Below are 16,560 nucleotides of genomic sequence, written 5' to 3' on the forward strand. Positions count from 1 at the left end.
TGGTGCGCAGGGCACCAAGGGGGGTTCTCGGGTCAGGCCGGAGCGACGTCCGTGGACGGCGACGGGTCGGCAGGGGTGTCGGCGGCCCCTCCGTCGGCAGCGGCCTCGGCCACTGCCTCCCGCGCTTCCGCGGCGGCGCTGATCTCGCGCCAGGCGGACTCCGCCGCCTGCTGCTCCGCTTCCTTCTTGCTACGGCCGGTGCCGGTGCCGTACGAGACACCACCGACGCGAGCAGCAGCAGTAAAGGTCTTCTCGTGGTCCGGGCCGGTCTCCGTGACGAGGTACTCGGGGACACCGAGGCTCTCGCTCGCGGTGAGTTCCTGGAGGCTGGTCTTCCAGTCCAGGCCGGCACCGAGGTTGGAGGACCTGTCGATCAGCGGGTCGAAGAGCCGGTGGACCAGCTCCGAGGCCGCGCCGAGGCCCTGGTCGAGATAGACCGCACCGATCACCGCTTCAAGGGTGTCGGCGAGGATGGACGCCTTGTCCCTGCCGCCCGTGCCCTCTTCACCGCGGCCGAGCCGGATGAAGGAGCCGAGTTCGAGGCCGCGGCCCACTTCCGCCAGCGCACGCGAGTTGACCACCGCGGCCCGCAATTTGGCCAGCTGGCCTTCGGGCAGGTCGGGGTGGATGCGGTACAGCGTGTCCGTGACCACCAGGCCGAGCACCGAATCCCCGAGGAATTCGAGCCGCTCGTTGGTGGGCAGACCGCCGTTCTCGTACGCGTACGAGCGATGGGTCAGCGCACGCACCAGAAGGGCGGACTCGAGGTGATACCCGAGCCGCCCTTCCAGAAGCGTGTGGGACGAGGCTGTGTTGACGTTGTCTGCCTGCTTCTTGGCGTTGGACAACTCAGACATCGGGCCTCTCACCAGCCGCTCAGACCTCGAGGACCTGGCGCTTGTTGTACGTGCCGCAGCTGGGGCACGCGATGTGCTGCAGCTTCGGCTCCTGGCAACGCTCGCACGAAACCAGGGTGGGGACCGCAGCCTTCCACTGCGACCGGCGGTGGCGCGTGTTGCTGCGCGACATCTTCCGCTTCGGAACAGCCACGGCTACTTCTCCTGCTTCTCGTCGACGCCCGCTTCGGCGCCGCCCATGTTGTCCTTCTCGCCGTCCTGAACGGTGTCGGCGAGTCCTTGCAGTGCCGCCCAACGAATGTCGACGGCATCGTGGTGGTGACCGGGATTCTCGTCCAGCCTGATTCCGCATTCGGAACACAGACCGGCACAGGACTCCCGGCACACCGGCTGCATCGGCAGTGCGAGCACCACCGCATCGCGCAGCATTGGTTCGAGGTCGAACAGGCCGTCCTCGATGAAGAGCCTGCCCTCGTCGTCCTCGGCGTCGTCGGCCGGTTCCGCCTTGCTGCTGCGGCCCCGGTCATCGGCGTCAGGGTACGAGAACATCTCCTGGAAGTCCGCCGCGACCTCTTGGTGCAGCGGCTCCAGACACCTTACGCACTCCCCCTCGGCCGACGCACGGGCGGTGCCTGTGACGAGCACCCCTTCCATGACGGATTCGAGGCGGAGCTCCAGCTCCACGGGCGCGCCTTCCGGCACACCGATGACCCCGTCGATACCGAGGGCCGGTGAACCGGGTGCGTCCACCGTGCGGGTCAGCCGCTGGAGGGCACCGGGACGCCGACCCAACTCGTGCGTGTCGAACACGAGGGGGTTTCGGTGGTCGAGGTGGCCGTTCAGGGCTTTTCCTGCTTTCGAAATCATGTGCGTCACGCAGCGTGGGGAGGGCCGACCGGATTCGTATGCGAATCGGGCAGCGAAGATCGCGGTCATACGCGCGACCGAAGAGCCAGGATACTGGACGCGCCGCTCAGCTCCCAATCCGGTCCGCCGGGCCCCGCACGGCCCGGACCGTTGCGGCGGCCGGACCGGCGCGGGGGCCGGTCAGCGCTCCTGTTCGTACCGGCGGAGCTGGTCCAGGTCGATCATGCTGGTGTCGAACAGGCTGGTCTCGTCGAGAGCGCCCTCGCCCTGCGGCTGAAGGGTCTGCTGGGGGTGCATGGGCTGCTGCTGCCAGCCGTCGTAGCCCTGGGCCGGCGGCTGGGCCTGGCTCTGGTCGTAGCCCTGCTGCTGATAGGCGGCGTACGGGTCCGGCTGCTGCTGGTATCCGTAGACGTCCTGCTGCGGCTGCTCCTGGTACCCGTACGTCTCCGCGTAGCTCGGCTGGGCCTGGGCCGGGAAGTGCGGCTGGACCTGCTGGTGCGCGGGCTGCGGCTCCGGGGTGGCGAGCTCGGCGAGGCCGGCCCAGTGGTCCTCGTCGCTCATGTGCGCCTGGTTGCCCGCCGCGTCCTGGGCGGCCATGTGCGCGCCGAGTTCGTCGGTGGCCACCCGGCCGTGGAGCTTCTGCCGGCCGCGGCCGACCGCCTCCAGGGTCTTGGCGAGCACGGCCTCGAAGGCACCGAGCTTGGTGTCCACGTACTCGTCGGCCCGGCGCTGGAGCGTGGCCGGGTCGGTGCTGCGCTCGGGGGCCTCGGCGAAGTCCGGGTCCTCGTACCCCTGCTCGTCGAAGGCCTGGCCGCGGCCGAGGAGCTTCTCGCGGCCCCGGTCGACGGAGCCGATGGTCTTGGTGAGGACGACCTCGAAGTTGGCGAGCTTGCTGTCGACGTACTCGTCGGCCTCGCTGCGGACCTCCCCGGCCTCCCGCCGGGCCTCTTCGAGGATGCGGTCGGCCTCGCTGCGGGACTGCACGGCGATCTCGGTCCCGGCGATCAACGAGGTGCGTTCGGCGTGTGCGGCCTCGATGATCCGTTCGGCCTCCTGACGGGCCTGCTCGGCCAGCTGCTCGCGCCCGCCGATGAGCTCCTGGGCATGGGCGAGCGAGCCGGGCAGGGCGTCGCGCACCTCTTCGAGCATCGCGAGCAGCTCGGCGCGGTTGACCACGCACGAAGCCGACATGGGCATGGACCGGGCGCTGCCGACCGTCTCGACGATCTCGTCGAGCTTCTTCTGCACGTCCACCGTGTGCTCGCCACTCTCTACAGCCGATTGGAGACGGACGGGACGACTGTACGGCCAGTCGGCGCCCGCCCGACACCTGGTGACGGACAGTCAGTGATTCAGCGCTCGGCGAGGCGCTCGGTGAGGGCCTGGTGGACCACGGGGGGAAGCAGGTGGGAGACGTCTCCGCCCCAGGTGGCGACCTCCTTGACCAGGGAGGACGACAGGAAGCTGTAGGTGGGATTGGTCGGCACGAAGAGCGTTTCGACGCCGGAGAGGCCGTTGTTCATCTGGGCCATCTGCAGCTCGTAGTCGAAGTCGCTGACGGCCCGCAGGCCCTTCACGATCGCCGGGATGTCGCGCTGCTTGCAGAAGTCGACCAGGAGGCCGTGGAAGGACTCGACCTGGACGTTGCCGAAGTCCGCGGTCACCTGACGGATCAGGTCGATCCGCTCGTCGACCGTGAACAGACCCTTCTTGGACTGGTTGATCATCACCGCGACGTGTACGACGTCGTACAGCTTCGAGGCACGGCCAATGATGTCGAGGTGTCCATTGGTGATGGGGTCGAAAGACCCCGGACAGACGGCGCGGCGCAACTTGGTTCCCTCGCTCTCCGGTCCGGTCATCGTGCGTCTTCGCACGTAGAGGCGGCGCGACCGTACCAAAGCGTTCCCTCGCCGTAGCGACGGGCCCGCAATGGCTCGAATCCCGTGGGCCAGTTGAATTCTCCGCCTCTGGTGCTGCGTTCCACGGTGACGAGCGCGTCGGCCGTGAGCCACCCCTGAGCACGGAGTGTGAGCAGTATCTCCCCAAGATCGCCGTCGGTCACGGCGTACGGCGGGTCCAGGAACACCACGTCGTACGGCTCCGCAGGCGCCGGCCCGGTCACGATCTGTTCCGCCTTGCCGGTACGGACCTCGGCGCCGGGCAGGCCGAGCGTGCGGACGTTGTCCCGGACGGTGCGGACGGCCTTGGTGTCGGCCTCGACGAGCAGGGCGTGGACCGCGCCGCGGGAGAGCGCCTCCAGGCCGACGGCGCCGGAGCCCGCGTACAGATCCGCGACTCGGGTGCCGTGGAGGCTGCCCAGGAATGCTTCCCAGGTGGAGAAGAGTCCCTCGCGCGCGCGGTCGGAGGTGGGGCGGGTGCCGGTGCCGGGCGGGACGGCCAGGCGGCGTCCGCCGGCCGAGCCGGCGATCACGCGGGTCATGGGTGTCTGGTCCTCGGTTCGTGGGCGGCCCACAGGGTGCTGTGGCGCCGTGCCACCCACGATATGGCGTCGTGGCGGATCGGGCCCGCGCACCCGTCGCCTCCTGCCGGACCCGTCAGCCCTTGTCGAGGTACTGCTCGCGCTCCTTGTCGAGCAGCGCGTCCAGCGCGATCCGCAGCTCGGGCAGACGCTCCAGCTCCGGGTCGGCCGCGACGATCGCCGCGGCCTCCTCCCGGGCGGCGGCGATGACCTCCTCGTCGTCGATGACGGTGAGCATCCGCAGCGAGGAGCGGACGCCGGACTGGGCCTGGCCCAGGACATCGCCCTCGCGCCGCTGTTCGAGGTCGATCCGGGACAGCTCGAAGCCGTCGAGCGTGGCGGCGACGGCGGAGAGCCGGGCGCGGGCGGGACCGGCCTCATGGGCCTCGCTGACCAGCAGACAGAGCCCGGGGGCCGAGCCGCGGCCGACCCGGCCGCGCAGCTGGTGCAGCTGGGAGACCCCGAACCGGTCGGCGTCCATGATCACCATGGCGGTGGCATTGGGGACGTTGACCCCGACCTCGATGACGGTGGTGGCGACGAGGACGTCGACCTGGCCCGCGGCGAAGCGGCGCATCACGTCGTCCTTGTCGTCGGGATTCATCCTGCCGTGCAGCACCTCGATGCGCAGACCGGCCAGCGGGCCCTTGGCGAGCTGTTCGGCGATCTCCAGGACGGCGAGCGGTGGGCGCTTCTCGCCGTCGTCCTCGGGTGCCTTCTTCTTCCCCTTCCCGTCGGCCGCCTCGTCCTCGGCGTCGTCGCCGATGCGGGGGCAGACCACATAGGCCTGGTGCCCGCTCTCCACTTCCTCCCGGACCCGTTCCCAGGCGCGGCTGAGGAAGTGCGGCTTGTCCTTGGCGGGGACGACATGGCTGGCGATCGGCGAGCGGCCGGCCGGGAGCTGGTCCAGTACGGACGTCTCCAGGTCGCCGAAGACGGTCATGGCGACCGTACGGGGAATGGGGGTGGCGGTCATGACGAGCAGGTGCGGCGGCTGCTTCCCCTTCGAGCGCAGCGCATCGCGCTGTTCCACCCCGAAGCGGTGCTGTTCGTCGACGACGACCAGGCCCAGGTCGTGGAACCGCACCTTGTCCTCGATCAGCGCGTGTGTGCCGATCACGATCCCGGCCTCGCCGGTGACGAGGTCGAGCAGCGCCTGGCGACGGGCCGCGACCCCCATGGAGCCGGTGAGCAGCACCACCTTCGTCCCCTGCTCGGAGCCGCCCAGCATTCCCCCCTCGGCCAGCTCGCCCATCATTTCGGTGATGGACCGGTGGTGCTGCTGGGCGAGCACCTCGGTGGGCGCGAGCATGGCGGCCTGTCCGCCCGCGTCGACGACGCCGAGCATGGCGCGCAGGGCGACCATCGTCTTCCCGGAACCGACCTCGCCCTGGAGGAGCCGGTGCATCGGGTGCTCGGTCGCCAGGTCGTCGAAGATCTCCCCGGAGACCTTCCGCTGTCCTTCGGTGAGGGTGAAGGGCAGCTTGGCGTCGAAGGCGTCGAGCAGTCCGCCGGGCCGGGGTCTGCGCGCCACCGCCGGGAGCTGGGTGTCCGCGTATCTGCGGCGGGCCAGCGCGACCTGGAGGACGAACGCCTCGTCCCACTTCAGCCGGTCCCTGGCCTGCGCGATGTCCGCCTTGGTCTGCGGACGGTGGACCTTCAGCAGCGCTTCTGGGAGCGAGGCGAATCCGCGGCCCTCGCGCAGTCCCGGCGGCAGCGGGTCGACGGCCTCCGCGGCGCTGGGCAGCACGGTGTCGACGGCCTTGGCGATCCGCCAGGAGTCCAGTTGTTTGCAGGCCGGGTAGATCGGCAGCAGCCGCCCCGCGAAGGCGTCCACCGCTTCCGTGGCCTCGGCCCCGTCGATGGACTCGGCGTCCAGCAGCTGGTACGTGGGATGGGCCAGCTGCATCTTCCGGTTGAATACGGAGACCTTGCCCGCGAACATCGCGCGCCGCCCCGGCAGCAGCTCCTTGTGCGGCTTGTGGACCCCGTGGCCGAAGAAGACCAGCTGGAGGCGGCCGTTGCCGTCGGTGAGGGTCACTTCGAGGCGCTTGCCGCGGCCGTTGTTGAACATCAGGATGCGGGCGTCGGCGACCTGGGCGACCACCGTCACGTGCTCGTCCAGCGGGAGGTCGGCCAGGGCGGTGAGCCGGCCGCGCTCCTCGTACCGCCGCGGGTAGTGGTGCAGCAGATCACCGACCGTGTGCAGGTCGAGATGTTCGGCCATCACCTTCGCGGTGGCTCCGCCGAGCAGCTTCTTGAGGGGTTCATCGAACGCAGACACGCGATCCATTGCACACCACACCACTGACAGATGTCGGCGGGCACCACCCGGAACACCGGAATCCCCTGGTCGGAATCGTCGCCACAGCCCTTAGGGCTCCCACGCTTCCGGCTCGCGATCACCCTTCGTGGGATCGCCCGACCCGCGCTGTCGCAAGTCCCCCCACCGGCACTGCGACGACCTCGCTCCTCCCGCTGCTGCGGACGGGGCGCGCGGAGCAGGCGCGCGCCCAACCACTCGCGGGGGGGTACCGGATGGTCCGGCCGATGGAGAGCATGCGGAACTCCGCGGCCCTGCACATCGAGTTCTGCGCCCCGACCGGCAACGAGGCCCGCGCCCTTGAGATCAGCGCCGAACGGCCCGCGTACTTCACCGACAGCGGGAACCCCGGCAGCCGGATGGACTTCTGGCCGTCACCGCCCTGCTGATGGACCGGCTGACCGCCCTCGGCCACGGCGAGCAGGCCGTACCCGGGCCCGCGGGGACCGACTGGACTGCGCGTTCGCCGGCCGCGCACGCCCGGGAGCGGGCGCTCGCGCCGGCTGCCCGTTTCGACGAGCGCAACGACAACGCGTACATCAGTGGTCTGGTGCGGGAGCCTCTGCACCGGCAGCCGCTGCTGGACCGGCTGCCGCTCGGCGTACGGGCCGCACGCCTCACCGCCGCGGCCGGGAAGCCGGGCGCGGCCCCGGGCACGGCGGCGGCCCTGCGCACGGCGGCGGACGCACCGCTCGACCTGGCGGGTCTGCCGGCCGAGGCGCACCGCCTCTCGGACACCCAGCACCCGGACGCGGAATCCGCCTGGGGAGCCGTCGCCCGCCGTGCCGCCGAGTCGGAGGAGGCGGCGACCGGGCTGTCGGACCACGACCGCGCGTGCGTCGAGGACCACCGGGCGATGGACGGCTCCCTGCAGCCCGCCGAGGCGGTGGTGGCCTTCCGGACCGCCGCGGGACTGTACGAGGCTGCCGGCGCCCCGGGCGAGGCCACGGCCGCGGCGGCCAGGGCCGCGTGCGCCCGCTCGCTGGAGCCCGGGGGCACGCAGGAGGCACTGGCCGGGCCCTCGCGCTGCACGCCGGGGGCGAGGCCATCGCCCGGCAGGCGAGTGCCGTGCTGATGTGCCGGGCCCATGTTCTCGGCCGGCTGGTGCGGGAGGCCCCGGACGAGAGGTCCTCCGAGGCGGCTGTCGCCTGTCTGGAACAGGGTGCGCGGGAACTGCTCGCGTTCACCGAACCGCTGCGCGTGGAGGGTTCGGTCGTCACCCGGTTCACGGAGGCGCTGGATCTCCTCGGCGATGTAGCAAGGTACCGGGGCGATCCGCGGGGCGCGCCGGAGCTGTACGCGTGGGCCGCTGCCGAGACCCATGACGCCGGGCTGCCGTGGTACGCCGTCGAGTACGAGGCCAAGACGGCCGCGCTCGCCGCCGGGCTCGACGAGTACGGGCGGGCCGAACGCGCCGCACGCGCCGCGCTGGAGCACGGAGCGCCGTTCGTCCCGGCTCCGGGACGGGCCCAGCTGCACCTCGGGCTCGCCGAAGTCCTCGGCGCCGCCGGGCAGTTCGAGGAGGCGACCGAACACGCGCTGGACGCCGCGCACTGGGCGGACGAGGCGGGCGTGAGCGCGACGCTCGGGGTCCATGCCCGTCCACCAGCACCTCGATCCGGGGTGGTCCCGGAACGGGCGCTGCCGCCATCGGCTCGGCGGCCGGCTGCTGGGGCTGGGCCGGGCGGCGGAGGCGGCCGCGGTGCCGGAGGCCGACCTGGGCCGCCCGGACGCCGCGCGGACCCGGGCCCAAAGGGTTCTTGAGATCTACGGGACCGGGGAGCCGGACGAGACGGGCCGGGAGCGTCGTGCGGAGGCCGAGGCGCTGCTGAAGTACGTGGACGGGAGGCCGGGCCCGTCCGGCGGCTGAGGACGTCCCCGGCCCTACTCCACGCCGATCAGCAAGGGAGCGCGCTGGTGGCCGCCCCGGTACACCACCGTGTCGACCGCCAGATATCCCTCGCGCACGTGCTCCTCCAGCGCGTCGGCCAGGCTGTCGGGGACGTCCTCGCCCAGCACCAGGGTGACCAGTTCGCCGCCCGCCGCCAGCATGCGGTCCAGCACGGTGCGGGCCGTTTCCGGCACGTCCTCGCCGATGACCGCGACATCGCCGTCGATCAGGCCCAGGACGTCGCCGGCCTGGCAGATGCCCGCCATGGTCCAGGACTGCCGCTCAGCGACGGCCAGTTCGGCGTAGCGGGTGGCGCCTGCCGCGGCGGTCATCGCCACCACGTCCTCGTCGAAGCTGCGGTCGGGTTCGTGGACGGCGAGGGCGGCGATGCCCTGGACGGCGGCCCGGGTCGGGATCAGGGCGACCCTGACTCCCTCCGCGCGGGCCTGTTCGGCGGCGACGGCCGCGGTGTGGCGCAACTCGGCGTCGTTGGGCAGCAGTACCACCTCGCGGGCGTGCGCCCGGCGGATCGCGTCGACCAGTTCGCCGCTGGCGGGCGGCTCGCCGGGGCGCGCCAGGACCGTCGTCGCCCCGGCCTCCTTGCACAGTCCGCGCAGGCCGTCGCCGGGGACCACCACGACGACCGCCCGCTGCACGGGTTCGGCCTGGGCGTGCACCCGGTCCGCGCCGAAGTGGGTGATCCGGATCCGGTACGGCCGCCCCGCCTCGACGCCGGCCTCCACCGCCGCACCCGCGTCGTCGACATGCACATGGACGTTCCACAGCCCGTCGCCGCCCACCACCACGAGCGAGTCGCCGAGCCGGTCGAGCCGGTTCCGCAGCCGGTCCACCGCGTCGTCCGCGGCCTCCAGCAGATAGATGACCTCGAAGGCCGGTCCGCCCTCCGCGCAGCCCTCCGCCACCGCTACCTGGGGCGCGGACACGGCCACGTACACGCGTTCGGGCGCCTGTCCGCAGACCGCTTCGACGAGCGCCCCGAGCATCGTCACCAGGCCCCGGCCCCCGGCGTCCACGACGCCCGCGCGCCTGAGGACCGCAAGCTGTCCGGGAGTCTCTTCCAGGGCCGCTCGCGCCCCCTCGTACGCCGCCCGCGCGACCTCCGCGGTTCCGGCGTCGTCCGCCGTGCGCCCGGCGGCCTCGGCGGCCGCGGAGGCCACCGTCAGCACCGTGCCCTCGACGGGGTGGGCGACGGCCTGCCGGGCGGCGGCAGCGGCGGCCGTGAGCGCCCGTCGCAGATGGTCCGCGTCGTGCCCGTCGCCGAGCACCCCCGCCATCCCGCGCAGCAGCTGGGCCAGGATCGTGCCGGAGTTCCCGCGGGCGCCGATCAGCGCCCCGTGTGCCATGGCCCGTACCACGTCGGCGGCGACGGGGGCCGTCGTACCGGTCTCGTGTGCGGCGAAGACCGCTTCGACGGCCTGGGTCGCGGACTCCACGGTCAGATAGAGGTTCGTGCCGGTGTCCCCGTCCGCGACCGGGTACACATTGATCGCGTCGATCTCAGCGCGCTCCCGGCCCAGCGCCTCCAGGGACAGTGAGCACCAGGTACGCACCGCGACGGCGTCCATGTCGTCGGCGGTCTGCGGCACCTGTCGGTCCTCCTCGGAATCGGCCGTACGTGGCCGGCTGCACCGCAGAGTAGCCCCCGTGCGCCGGGTCCGGCGGGGACAGGGGCGGGCGGGGGGCGGCGGAACCCATGGTAGTTTCGTTCTACCGACGCGGCCGTTGTATGCTGCTTCGGTTGCCCGACGAGAGTCGGGCCATTCCTCTGGTGCCGCCACTTCAGTCAAATGAATCCGGCGCGCCGGAATTCACTGTAAGTGCACCTGAAGTCTTTGGAGTGACCCGTGGCTGCCAACTGCGACGTCTGCGGCAAGGGGCCGGGCTTCGGCAACAACATTTCGCACTCGCACCGCCGTACGTCCCGTCGCTGGAATCCCAACATCCAGCGCGTGCGTGCCGTGGTCGGTCGGACGCCGAAGCGGCTCAACGTCTGCACCTCGTGCATCAAGGCCGGCAAGGTCGCGCGCTGACGTTCCCGTCGTAGCGCAGCCTTCCGGTTGCCCAAAAAGCCGGTCCGCCTCGGTGGACCGGCTTTTTGCTGTGCTCCGGGACGTGCTCACACGGCGCGCGTCCGCCAGCCGTGGTCGACGGGGCCGATCCCGGCGCCCAGCGGGAAGCCCGCCGCGATCGCCCCGGTGACGTAGGCCTTCGCGGCCCGCACAGCCGTCGGTACGTCCTGCCCCAGGGCCAGTCCGCAGGCGATGGCGGAGGCGAGTGTGCAGCCGGTGCCGTGGGTGTGCCGGTTGTCGTGCCTCGGCGCGCGCAGCCAGTGCTCCTGCGTGCCGTCCGTCACCAGATCCACGGGTTCGCCGGACAGGTGCCCGCCCTTGATGACGACCCAGCGCGGCCCGAACCCGAGCACCTCGGTGGCGGCCTGTCGCATTCCGGTCTCGTCCGTGACATGCACACCGGTGAGCTGCGCCACTTCGTCCAGATTCGGGGTGGCGACCGTGGCGACCGGCAGGAGTTTCGTCCGTACGGAATCGAGCGCCTCGGCGGCCAGCAGCGGGTCCCCGTGCTTGGAGAATCCGACCGGGTCCACGACGACCGGGGCGTCGGTGTCCGCGAGGAGTTCGGCCACGGTCTCCACGAGCACGGCCGACGACAGCATGCCGGTCTTCACCGCCCGCACACCGATGTCGTCCACCACGCTGCGGTACTGGGCGCGTACGGCCTCGACGGGCAACTCCCAGGCGCCCTGCACCCCCAGCGAGTTCTGGGCCGTGACGGCGGTCAGCACGCTCATGCCGTGCACACCGAGCGCCAGCATCGTCTTCAGATCGGCCTGAATGCCCGCTCCGCCGCCGGAGTCGGATCCGGCGACGGTGAGCACTCGGGCGGGTACGGCAGCAGTCAAGGGCATGTGCCGCAATCTACTGGGCGTCCTCGATGTCCCCGAAATGGTCCCAGCCGCTCTTGCTGGTCCAGGGCGCTCCGTCGACCGTCACCTGGGGCAGCGCCGACGGGTTGAGGACTTCGCCGATCACCTTCCAGCGGGCGGGCAGCTTCACGTCCGGCGGGAAGGTGGCGACGATCGCGTGGTCCTCTCCCCCGGTCAGCACCCACTGCAGCGGATCCACGCCGACGGCCTGCCCGATGTCGGACATCTGCGAGGGGATGTCGATCAGTCCGGAGCGCAGATCGATCCGGACCTGGCTGGCCTCGGCGATGTGCCCGAGGTCGGCGACGAGTCCGTCGCTCACGTCCGTCATCGCGGTGGCGCCGAGCCCGGCGGCCGCGGGGCCCGCGTGGTACGGCGGTTCGGGGCGGCGGTGGGCCTCGACGAAGGCGCGGGGCGAGCGGAAACCGCGGGAGAGCACGGCGTACCCGGCGGCGGACCAGCCGAGCCAGCCGGTGACGGCGACGACGTCACCGGGCTGAGCGCCGGACCTGGTGACCGGTTCGTGGTTGCGCAGATCGCCGAGCGCGGTGATCGAGACGGTGATCGTCTCGCCCCGCACCACGTCCCCGCCGACCACGGCCGCGCCGGCGACCTGGCACTCGTCACGGATGCCGTCCATCAGCTCGCCGGCCCAGGTGACCGGGAGTTCGGCGGGGACGACCAGGCCGAGCAGCAGCGCGGTCGGCACGGCCCCCATGGCGGCGATGTCGGCGAGATTCTGGGCGGCGGCCTTGCGGCCGACGTCGTACGCCGTCGACCAGTCGCGGCGGAAGTGCCGTCCCTCCAACAGGATGTCCGTACTGGCCACGACCCTGCGGTCGGGAGCTGACACGACCGCGGCGTCGTCGCCGGGACCGAGCCGTACCGCCGGAGTGGTGGTGAGCCGGGAAGTCAGCTCCCTGATGAGCCCGAACTCCCCCAACTCGCCCACGGTTCCCTTCACCGAGTCTCACCTCTCATCTATCGCGCCGGACGATCGTCCGGGCTGCTTCAGCGGCCGGAGGTCCGGATCGTGGACCGGCCGCCGCCGCAGGGAGCAGTCTGCACCGGTTCTCCTCGCCCGTCCCCCGTTCGCACCGCTGCGCTCGCGGTCGCGGGCCGTCACTGCTGTCGGTACTGTCAAGAGATACGTCAACCTGTGTCTTGCGTACGCCACGCTGTGGATGTCAACCGACCCGTAGGTCTCCCCGCGGCCCGCGGCAACGCGATACCGTGGCGTCCCTTTCCCCCACATGATCCTCGTGGCCGCCCTGGAGGTTCCGTGGTACAGGCGTACATCCTTATTCAGACCGAGGTGGGCAAGGCGTCGACCGTCGCCGAGACCATCGCCAAAGTTCCGGGAGTGATCCAGGCAGAGGACGTCACCGGCCCCTACGACGTGATCGTGCGCGCCCAGGCCGACACGGTCGATGAACTCGGCCGCATGGTGGTCGCCAAGGTCCAGCAGGTGGAAGGCATCACCCGAACCCTGACCTGCCCGGTCGTTCATCTGTAGTCCCCGTCTACGCTGGGCCGGTGACATCACTGCGCCGCCGGTTCGGCCACCCACTGCTTCTCGGTCCGTCCGCTGCCGCGCTGCTGCTGGCCGCGGCGGGCTGCTCCTCGACGGACGCCGCGGCGTCGATCACGGTTCCCACTCCGCCTCCGGAAGCCGCGGCCTACTGTCGTGCGCTGCACAAGGCACTGCCGAGGACCGTTGCCGGTCTCGACCGCGGTGACACCGGGACGAAGTCCGAACTGACCGCCGAGTGGGGGGACGGAGCGATCGTACTGCGCTGCGGCGTCCCCCGGCCCGCGAAGATGGACGACCCGATGGCGAAGGGGGCCGAGGCGAACGGCGTCAACTGGCTGCTGGAGCAGCCGGAGAACGCCGGCCCGCGCTTCACGACGACCTACCGCAAAGCGTACGTCGAGGTGAGCCTTTCGACGGCGTACGCCCATGACGCGAGCCCGTTGGCCGCGTTCGCCTCGGCCGTCAAGAAGACGGTCCCCAGCAGCCTGTAGGGCGTGCACCCGCGTCGCGAGTGCACGCCCCACGGTGCGAAGCCGTCTCAGCGCAGGCCGGTCGGCCGGTTCAAGGCGGCCTGGATCAGCCGGTCCACCAGCTCCTGGTAGCTCACGCCGCTCTCCTGCCACATCCGCGGATACATGGAGATCGGGGTGAAGCCCGGCAGAGTGTTGATCTCGTTGATCACGAAGTCGCCGTCCTCGGTGAGGAAGAAGTCGGCGCGCACCAGGCCCTCGCAGGACGCGGCCTCGAATGCCTCGACCGCGAGGCGCTGGACCTCCGCCGTCTGCTCCTCGGTGAGCGGGGCGGGCAGGATCCCGGCGGCCGAGTCGATGTACTTGGCCTCGAAGTCGTAGAAGTCGTGCGAGGTGACCGGCGGGATCTCGGCGGGCACGCTGGCGCGCGGGCCGTCCTCGAACTCCAGCACCCCGCACTCGATCTCGCGGCCCCGCAGCAGCGACTCGACCAGGAACTTGGGGTCGTGGCGACGGGCTTCCTCGATCGCCTCGTCGAGACCGGACAGGTCGTCGACCTTGGTGATACCGAAGGACGAACCGGCCCGGGCGGGCTTGACGAAGAGCGGCCAGCCGTGGTCACCGACGAAGTCCACGATGCGCTTGCGGGCACCGGAGGGGTCCGTGTCCCATTCGCGGGGCCGCACCACGAGGTACGGGCCGACCGGCAGCCCGAACGAGGTGAAGACCCGCTTCATGTACTCCTTGTCCTGGCCGACCGCCGAGGCGAGCACCCCGGCACCGACGTAGGGCACACCGGAGAGCTCCAGAAGTCCCTGGAGGGTGCCGTCCTCGCCGTAGGGGCCGTGCAGCACGGGGAAGACGACGTCGACCTCGCCCAGCGCCTTGGGGACCGAGCCGGGCTCGCTGTACACCACTTCACGGCTGCCGGGGTCGGCCGAGAGCACCACACTGCCCTCGATGGACTCGGCCAGCTGGGCCACGTCCGGCATCTGCCGGTCCTTGATGGCCATGCGTTCGGGCTCGTCGGCGGTGAGCGCCCAGCGGCCGTCCGTCGTGATGCCGATCGGCAGGACGTCGTACTTGGTCCGGTCGATGGCGTTCAGGACGGCGCCGGCCGTGACGACCGAGATGCCGTGTTCGGAGCTGCGGCCACCGAACACAACGGCCACGCGCGGCTTGCGGAGCTGCTGCTCCGGACTCTGGGGGAGGTTCTCGCTGCTCATATCGCGTTGAGCGTACCTGTTGGTACCCCTCGCGTCAGCGTGGCCGGGGCCGCTGGAGCGGTGTCCGAGAACGTTCACCGCCCCGCGCGCCCCCGTGCCTGTCGTCAGCGGCGCTCGGGCTTCGCGCTGCGCGACATCAGCTCGCTCAGCGCGACCACCGGCGGCTTGCCCTCGTGGACGATGCCGACGACCGTCTCGGTGATGGGCATGTCGACGCCGTGCCTGCGGGCCAGATCGAGCACCGATTCACAGGACTTGACGCCCTCCGCGGTCTGCTTGGTGACCGCGATGGTCTCCTGGAGCGTCATTCCGCGGCCGAGGTTGGTACCGAAGGTGTGGTTGCGCGAGAGCGGCGAGGAGCAGGTGGCCACCAGGTCGCCGAGGCCCGCGAGTCCGGAGAAGGTCAGCGGGTCGGCACCCATGGCGAGGCCGAGCCGGGTGGTCTCGGCGAGACCCCGGGTGATGAGCGAGCCCTTGGCGTTGTCGCCGAGGCCCATGCCGTCGGCGATGCCCACGGCGAGACCGATGACGTTCTTGACCGCGCCACCGAGTTCGCAGCCGACCACATCGGTGTTGGTGTACGGGCGGAAGTACGAGGTGTGGCAGGCGGTCTGCAGGCGCTGGGCCACGGACTCGTCCCGGCAGGCGACAACGGCCGCGGCGGGGCGGCGTTCGGCGATCTCCTTGGCCAGGTTGGGGCCGGTGATGACGGCGACGCGGTCCGCGGAGACCTTGGTGACGTCCTCGATGACCTCGCTCATCCGCTTCGCGGTGCCGAGTTCGACGCCCTTCATCATCGAGACGAGGACGGTGTCGGAGCCGATGTGCGGGGCCCAGTCGGCGAGGTTGGCGCGCAGCGTCTGCGAGGGCACCACGAGCACGGCGAAGTCGGCGCCGTCCAGCGCCTCGGCGGCGTCGGTGGTGGCCCGGATCGACGCGGGGAGTTCGATGCCCGGCAGATAGTCCGGGTTGGTACGGGTCGTGTTGACGGCCTCGGCGACTTCGGCGCGGCGGCCCCAGAGGGTGACCTCGCAGCCGGCGTCGGCGAGAACCACGCCGAAGGCCGTACCCCATGAGCCGGTTCCGAAGACGGCCGCCTTTGCGGGGTGCGTCACTTGGGTCCCTTTCCTTCGGCCTTGCGCCGCTGTTCTGCACGGGCCTTGCGGTGATCGTACGGCTCCGTGGGGGCCGGCTCGCCCCGGACGATCTCCAGCTGCGCGGTCACCGCGGCCATGATGACCTCGGTCGCCTCGCGCAGGATGTCGGGCGTCGGTTCCTTGTCGTAGAACCGGGAGAGGTCGACGGGCGGTCCGGCCTGCACCTGGAGGGTCTTGCGGGGGAGGAGCCGGAGCTTGTTCTCCTTGGCGTACGGCGGCATCACCAGGTTGGCGCCCCACTGGGCGACCGGGATGACCGGGGCCTTCGTCATCAACGCGACGCGGGCGGCGCCGGTCTTGCCGGCCATCGGCCACATGTCGGGGTCGCGGGTGAGGGTGCCCTCGGGGTAGAAGGCGACGCACTCGCCGCGCCCGATGGCGTCCACGGCGGCCCTGAAGGCGTCCAGCGCGTTGGTCGTCTCGCGATACACGGGAATCTGTCCGGTGCCGCGCAGCATCATTCCGACAAAGGGGGTCTTGAAGAGGCCGGCCTTGGCAAGAAGCCGGGGCACCCGTCCGGTGTTGTACTGGAAGTGGCCGTAGGAGAGCGGGTCCAGATACGAGTTGTGATTGACCGCAGTAATGAATCCGCCGTCGGCCGGAATGTGTTCCATTCCCCGCCAGTCACGCTTGAACAGAACCACCAACGGCGGTTTTGCGATGACCGCCGCCAGGCGGTACCAGAAGCCGATTCTGCGGCGGGACACTCGGACACCTTCCTCTAAGGACCTGAACTCTGCCTGGCTACCGACGGTCAAGTCTCGCCCCAGGCCCCTGCTCTGTCGAGAACA

At 71.0% G+C, this 16,560-nt stretch carries 19 protein-coding genes; 6 read left to right on the forward strand and 13 right to left on the reverse strand.

All coding sequences use genetic code 11. The features are described from left to right. Positions 1-32: 32 nt before the first annotated feature. From rnc to recG, 7 genes are all read right to left on the reverse strand, one after another. Positions 33-857, reverse strand: coding sequence for a ribonuclease III (gene rnc / locus ACZ68L_RS18135; protein WP_469577859.1), 825 nt, complete (start codon positions 855-857; stop codon positions 33-35). Between the two features lie 19 nt (positions 858-876). Further along, on the reverse strand, positions 877-1,050 hold the full coding sequence (rpmF, locus tag ACZ68L_RS18140; RefSeq protein WP_003965982.1) for a 50S ribosomal protein L32: 174 nt from the start codon (positions 1,048-1,050) through the stop codon (positions 877-879). Between the two features lie 2 nt (positions 1,051-1,052). Further along, positions 1,053-1,724: a YceD family protein gene (locus tag ACZ68L_RS18145; RefSeq protein ID WP_469577861.1), complete on the reverse strand. Its 672-nt coding sequence runs from the start codon at positions 1,722-1,724 to the stop codon at positions 1,053-1,055. A 180-nt stretch (positions 1,725-1,904) separates the two neighbouring features. Beyond that, positions 1,905-2,978 (reverse strand): cell division initiation protein, encoded by a 1,074-nt coding sequence (locus ACZ68L_RS18150; protein ID WP_469577863.1) that lies wholly within the window; start codon positions 2,976-2,978, stop codon positions 1,905-1,907. Between the two features lie 98 nt (positions 2,979-3,076). Beyond that, positions 3,077-3,556, reverse strand: a complete 480-nt coding sequence (gene coaD, locus ACZ68L_RS18155; RefSeq protein ID WP_361447199.1) for a pantetheine-phosphate adenylyltransferase — start codon at positions 3,554-3,556, stop codon at positions 3,077-3,079. A 26-nt stretch (positions 3,557-3,582) separates the two neighbouring features. After that, positions 3,583-4,167 (reverse strand): 16S rRNA (guanine(966)-N(2))-methyltransferase RsmD, encoded by a 585-nt coding sequence (rsmD, locus tag ACZ68L_RS18160; RefSeq protein WP_469577865.1) that lies wholly within the window; start codon positions 4,165-4,167, stop codon positions 3,583-3,585. Positions 4,168-4,282: 115 nt separating this feature from the next. Then, positions 4,283-6,499, reverse strand: a complete 2,217-nt coding sequence (gene recG, locus ACZ68L_RS18165) for an ATP-dependent DNA helicase RecG (protein WP_469577867.1) — start codon at positions 6,497-6,499, stop codon at positions 4,283-4,285. Between the two features lie 257 nt (positions 6,500-6,756). On the opposite strand from recG, the gene ACZ68L_RS18170 reads away from it, so the two are divergent. The 3 genes from ACZ68L_RS18170 to ACZ68L_RS18180 are packed head-to-tail and all read left to right on the forward strand — an operon-like array spanning position 6,757 to position 8,293. Then, positions 6,757-6,918, forward strand: a complete 162-nt coding sequence (locus ACZ68L_RS18170) for a hypothetical protein (RefSeq protein WP_469577869.1) — start codon at positions 6,757-6,759, stop codon at positions 6,916-6,918. After that, positions 6,918-7,604 (forward strand): hypothetical protein, encoded by a 687-nt coding sequence (locus ACZ68L_RS18175; protein ID WP_469577871.1) that lies wholly within the window; start codon positions 6,918-6,920, stop codon positions 7,602-7,604. Before ACZ68L_RS18170 ends, ACZ68L_RS18175 begins: the two co-directional genes overlap by 1 nt. Next, the gene (locus ACZ68L_RS18180; protein WP_469577873.1) at positions 7,598-8,293 is read left to right on the forward strand and encodes a hypothetical protein; all 696 of its coding nucleotides are present in this window, start codon (positions 7,598-7,600) and stop codon (positions 8,291-8,293) included. Before ACZ68L_RS18175 ends, ACZ68L_RS18180 begins: the two co-directional genes overlap by 7 nt. A 120-nt stretch (positions 8,294-8,413) precedes the next feature. Here ACZ68L_RS18180 and ACZ68L_RS18185 read toward each other — a convergent pair whose 3' ends face one another. Next, complete coding sequence (locus ACZ68L_RS18185; protein ID WP_469577875.1) at positions 8,414-10,027, reverse strand: DAK2 domain-containing protein; 1,614 nt, start codon at positions 10,025-10,027, stop codon at positions 8,414-8,416. A gap of 258 nt (positions 10,028-10,285) precedes the next feature. Between ACZ68L_RS18185 and rpmB the strand changes: the two genes are divergently transcribed. Continuing rightward, positions 10,286-10,471 (forward strand): 50S ribosomal protein L28, encoded by a 186-nt coding sequence (gene rpmB / locus ACZ68L_RS18190; protein WP_030928661.1) that lies wholly within the window; start codon positions 10,286-10,288, stop codon positions 10,469-10,471. A gap of 86 nt (positions 10,472-10,557) precedes the next feature. Here the strand turns inward: rpmB and thiD are convergent, their stop codons facing one another. Together thiD and ACZ68L_RS18200 are read right to left on the reverse strand one after the other, a co-directional pair. Further along, positions 10,558-11,364, reverse strand: a complete 807-nt coding sequence (thiD, locus tag ACZ68L_RS18195; RefSeq protein WP_469577878.1) for a bifunctional hydroxymethylpyrimidine kinase/phosphomethylpyrimidine kinase — start codon at positions 11,362-11,364, stop codon at positions 10,558-10,560. Between the two features lie 10 nt (positions 11,365-11,374). Further along, positions 11,375-12,346 carry a thiamine-phosphate kinase gene (locus ACZ68L_RS18200; protein ID WP_469577880.1) on the reverse strand — a complete coding sequence of 324 codons (972 nt, stop codon included), beginning with the start codon at positions 12,344-12,346 and terminating at the stop codon, positions 11,375-11,377. A 318-nt stretch (positions 12,347-12,664) separates the two neighbouring features. On the opposite strand from ACZ68L_RS18200, the gene ACZ68L_RS18205 reads away from it, so the two are divergent. Both ACZ68L_RS18205 and ACZ68L_RS18210 read left to right on the forward strand, forming a co-directional pair. Beyond that, entirely contained in the window at positions 12,665-12,898 is a 234-nt protein-coding gene (locus ACZ68L_RS18205; protein WP_093899132.1) for an Lrp/AsnC family transcriptional regulator, read from the forward strand. Between the two features lie 20 nt (positions 12,899-12,918). Beyond that, the gene (locus tag ACZ68L_RS18210) at positions 12,919-13,407 is read left to right on the forward strand and encodes a DUF3515 domain-containing protein (protein WP_469577883.1); all 489 of its coding nucleotides are present in this window, start codon (positions 12,919-12,921) and stop codon (positions 13,405-13,407) included. A gap of 47 nt (positions 13,408-13,454) precedes the next feature. Here ACZ68L_RS18210 and ACZ68L_RS18215 read toward each other — a convergent pair whose 3' ends face one another. From ACZ68L_RS18215 to ACZ68L_RS18225, 3 genes are all read right to left on the reverse strand, one after another. Then, complete coding sequence (locus tag ACZ68L_RS18215; protein WP_469577885.1) at positions 13,455-14,612, reverse strand: D-alanine--D-alanine ligase family protein; 1,158 nt, start codon at positions 14,610-14,612, stop codon at positions 13,455-13,457. A gap of 104 nt (positions 14,613-14,716) precedes the next feature. Then, on the reverse strand, positions 14,717-15,727 hold the full coding sequence (locus ACZ68L_RS18220; protein ID WP_469577887.1) for an NAD(P)H-dependent glycerol-3-phosphate dehydrogenase: 1,011 nt from the start codon (positions 15,725-15,727) through the stop codon (positions 14,717-14,719). Continuing rightward, on the reverse strand, positions 15,724-16,476 hold the full coding sequence (locus ACZ68L_RS18225; RefSeq protein ID WP_469577889.1) for a lysophospholipid acyltransferase family protein: 753 nt from the start codon (positions 16,474-16,476) through the stop codon (positions 15,724-15,726). The genes ACZ68L_RS18220 and ACZ68L_RS18225 overlap by 4 nt, the downstream gene beginning before the upstream one ends. Positions 16,477-16,560 lie beyond the last annotated feature (84 nt).

This window comes from Streptomyces sp. NPDC104309 (assembly GCF_055584025.1).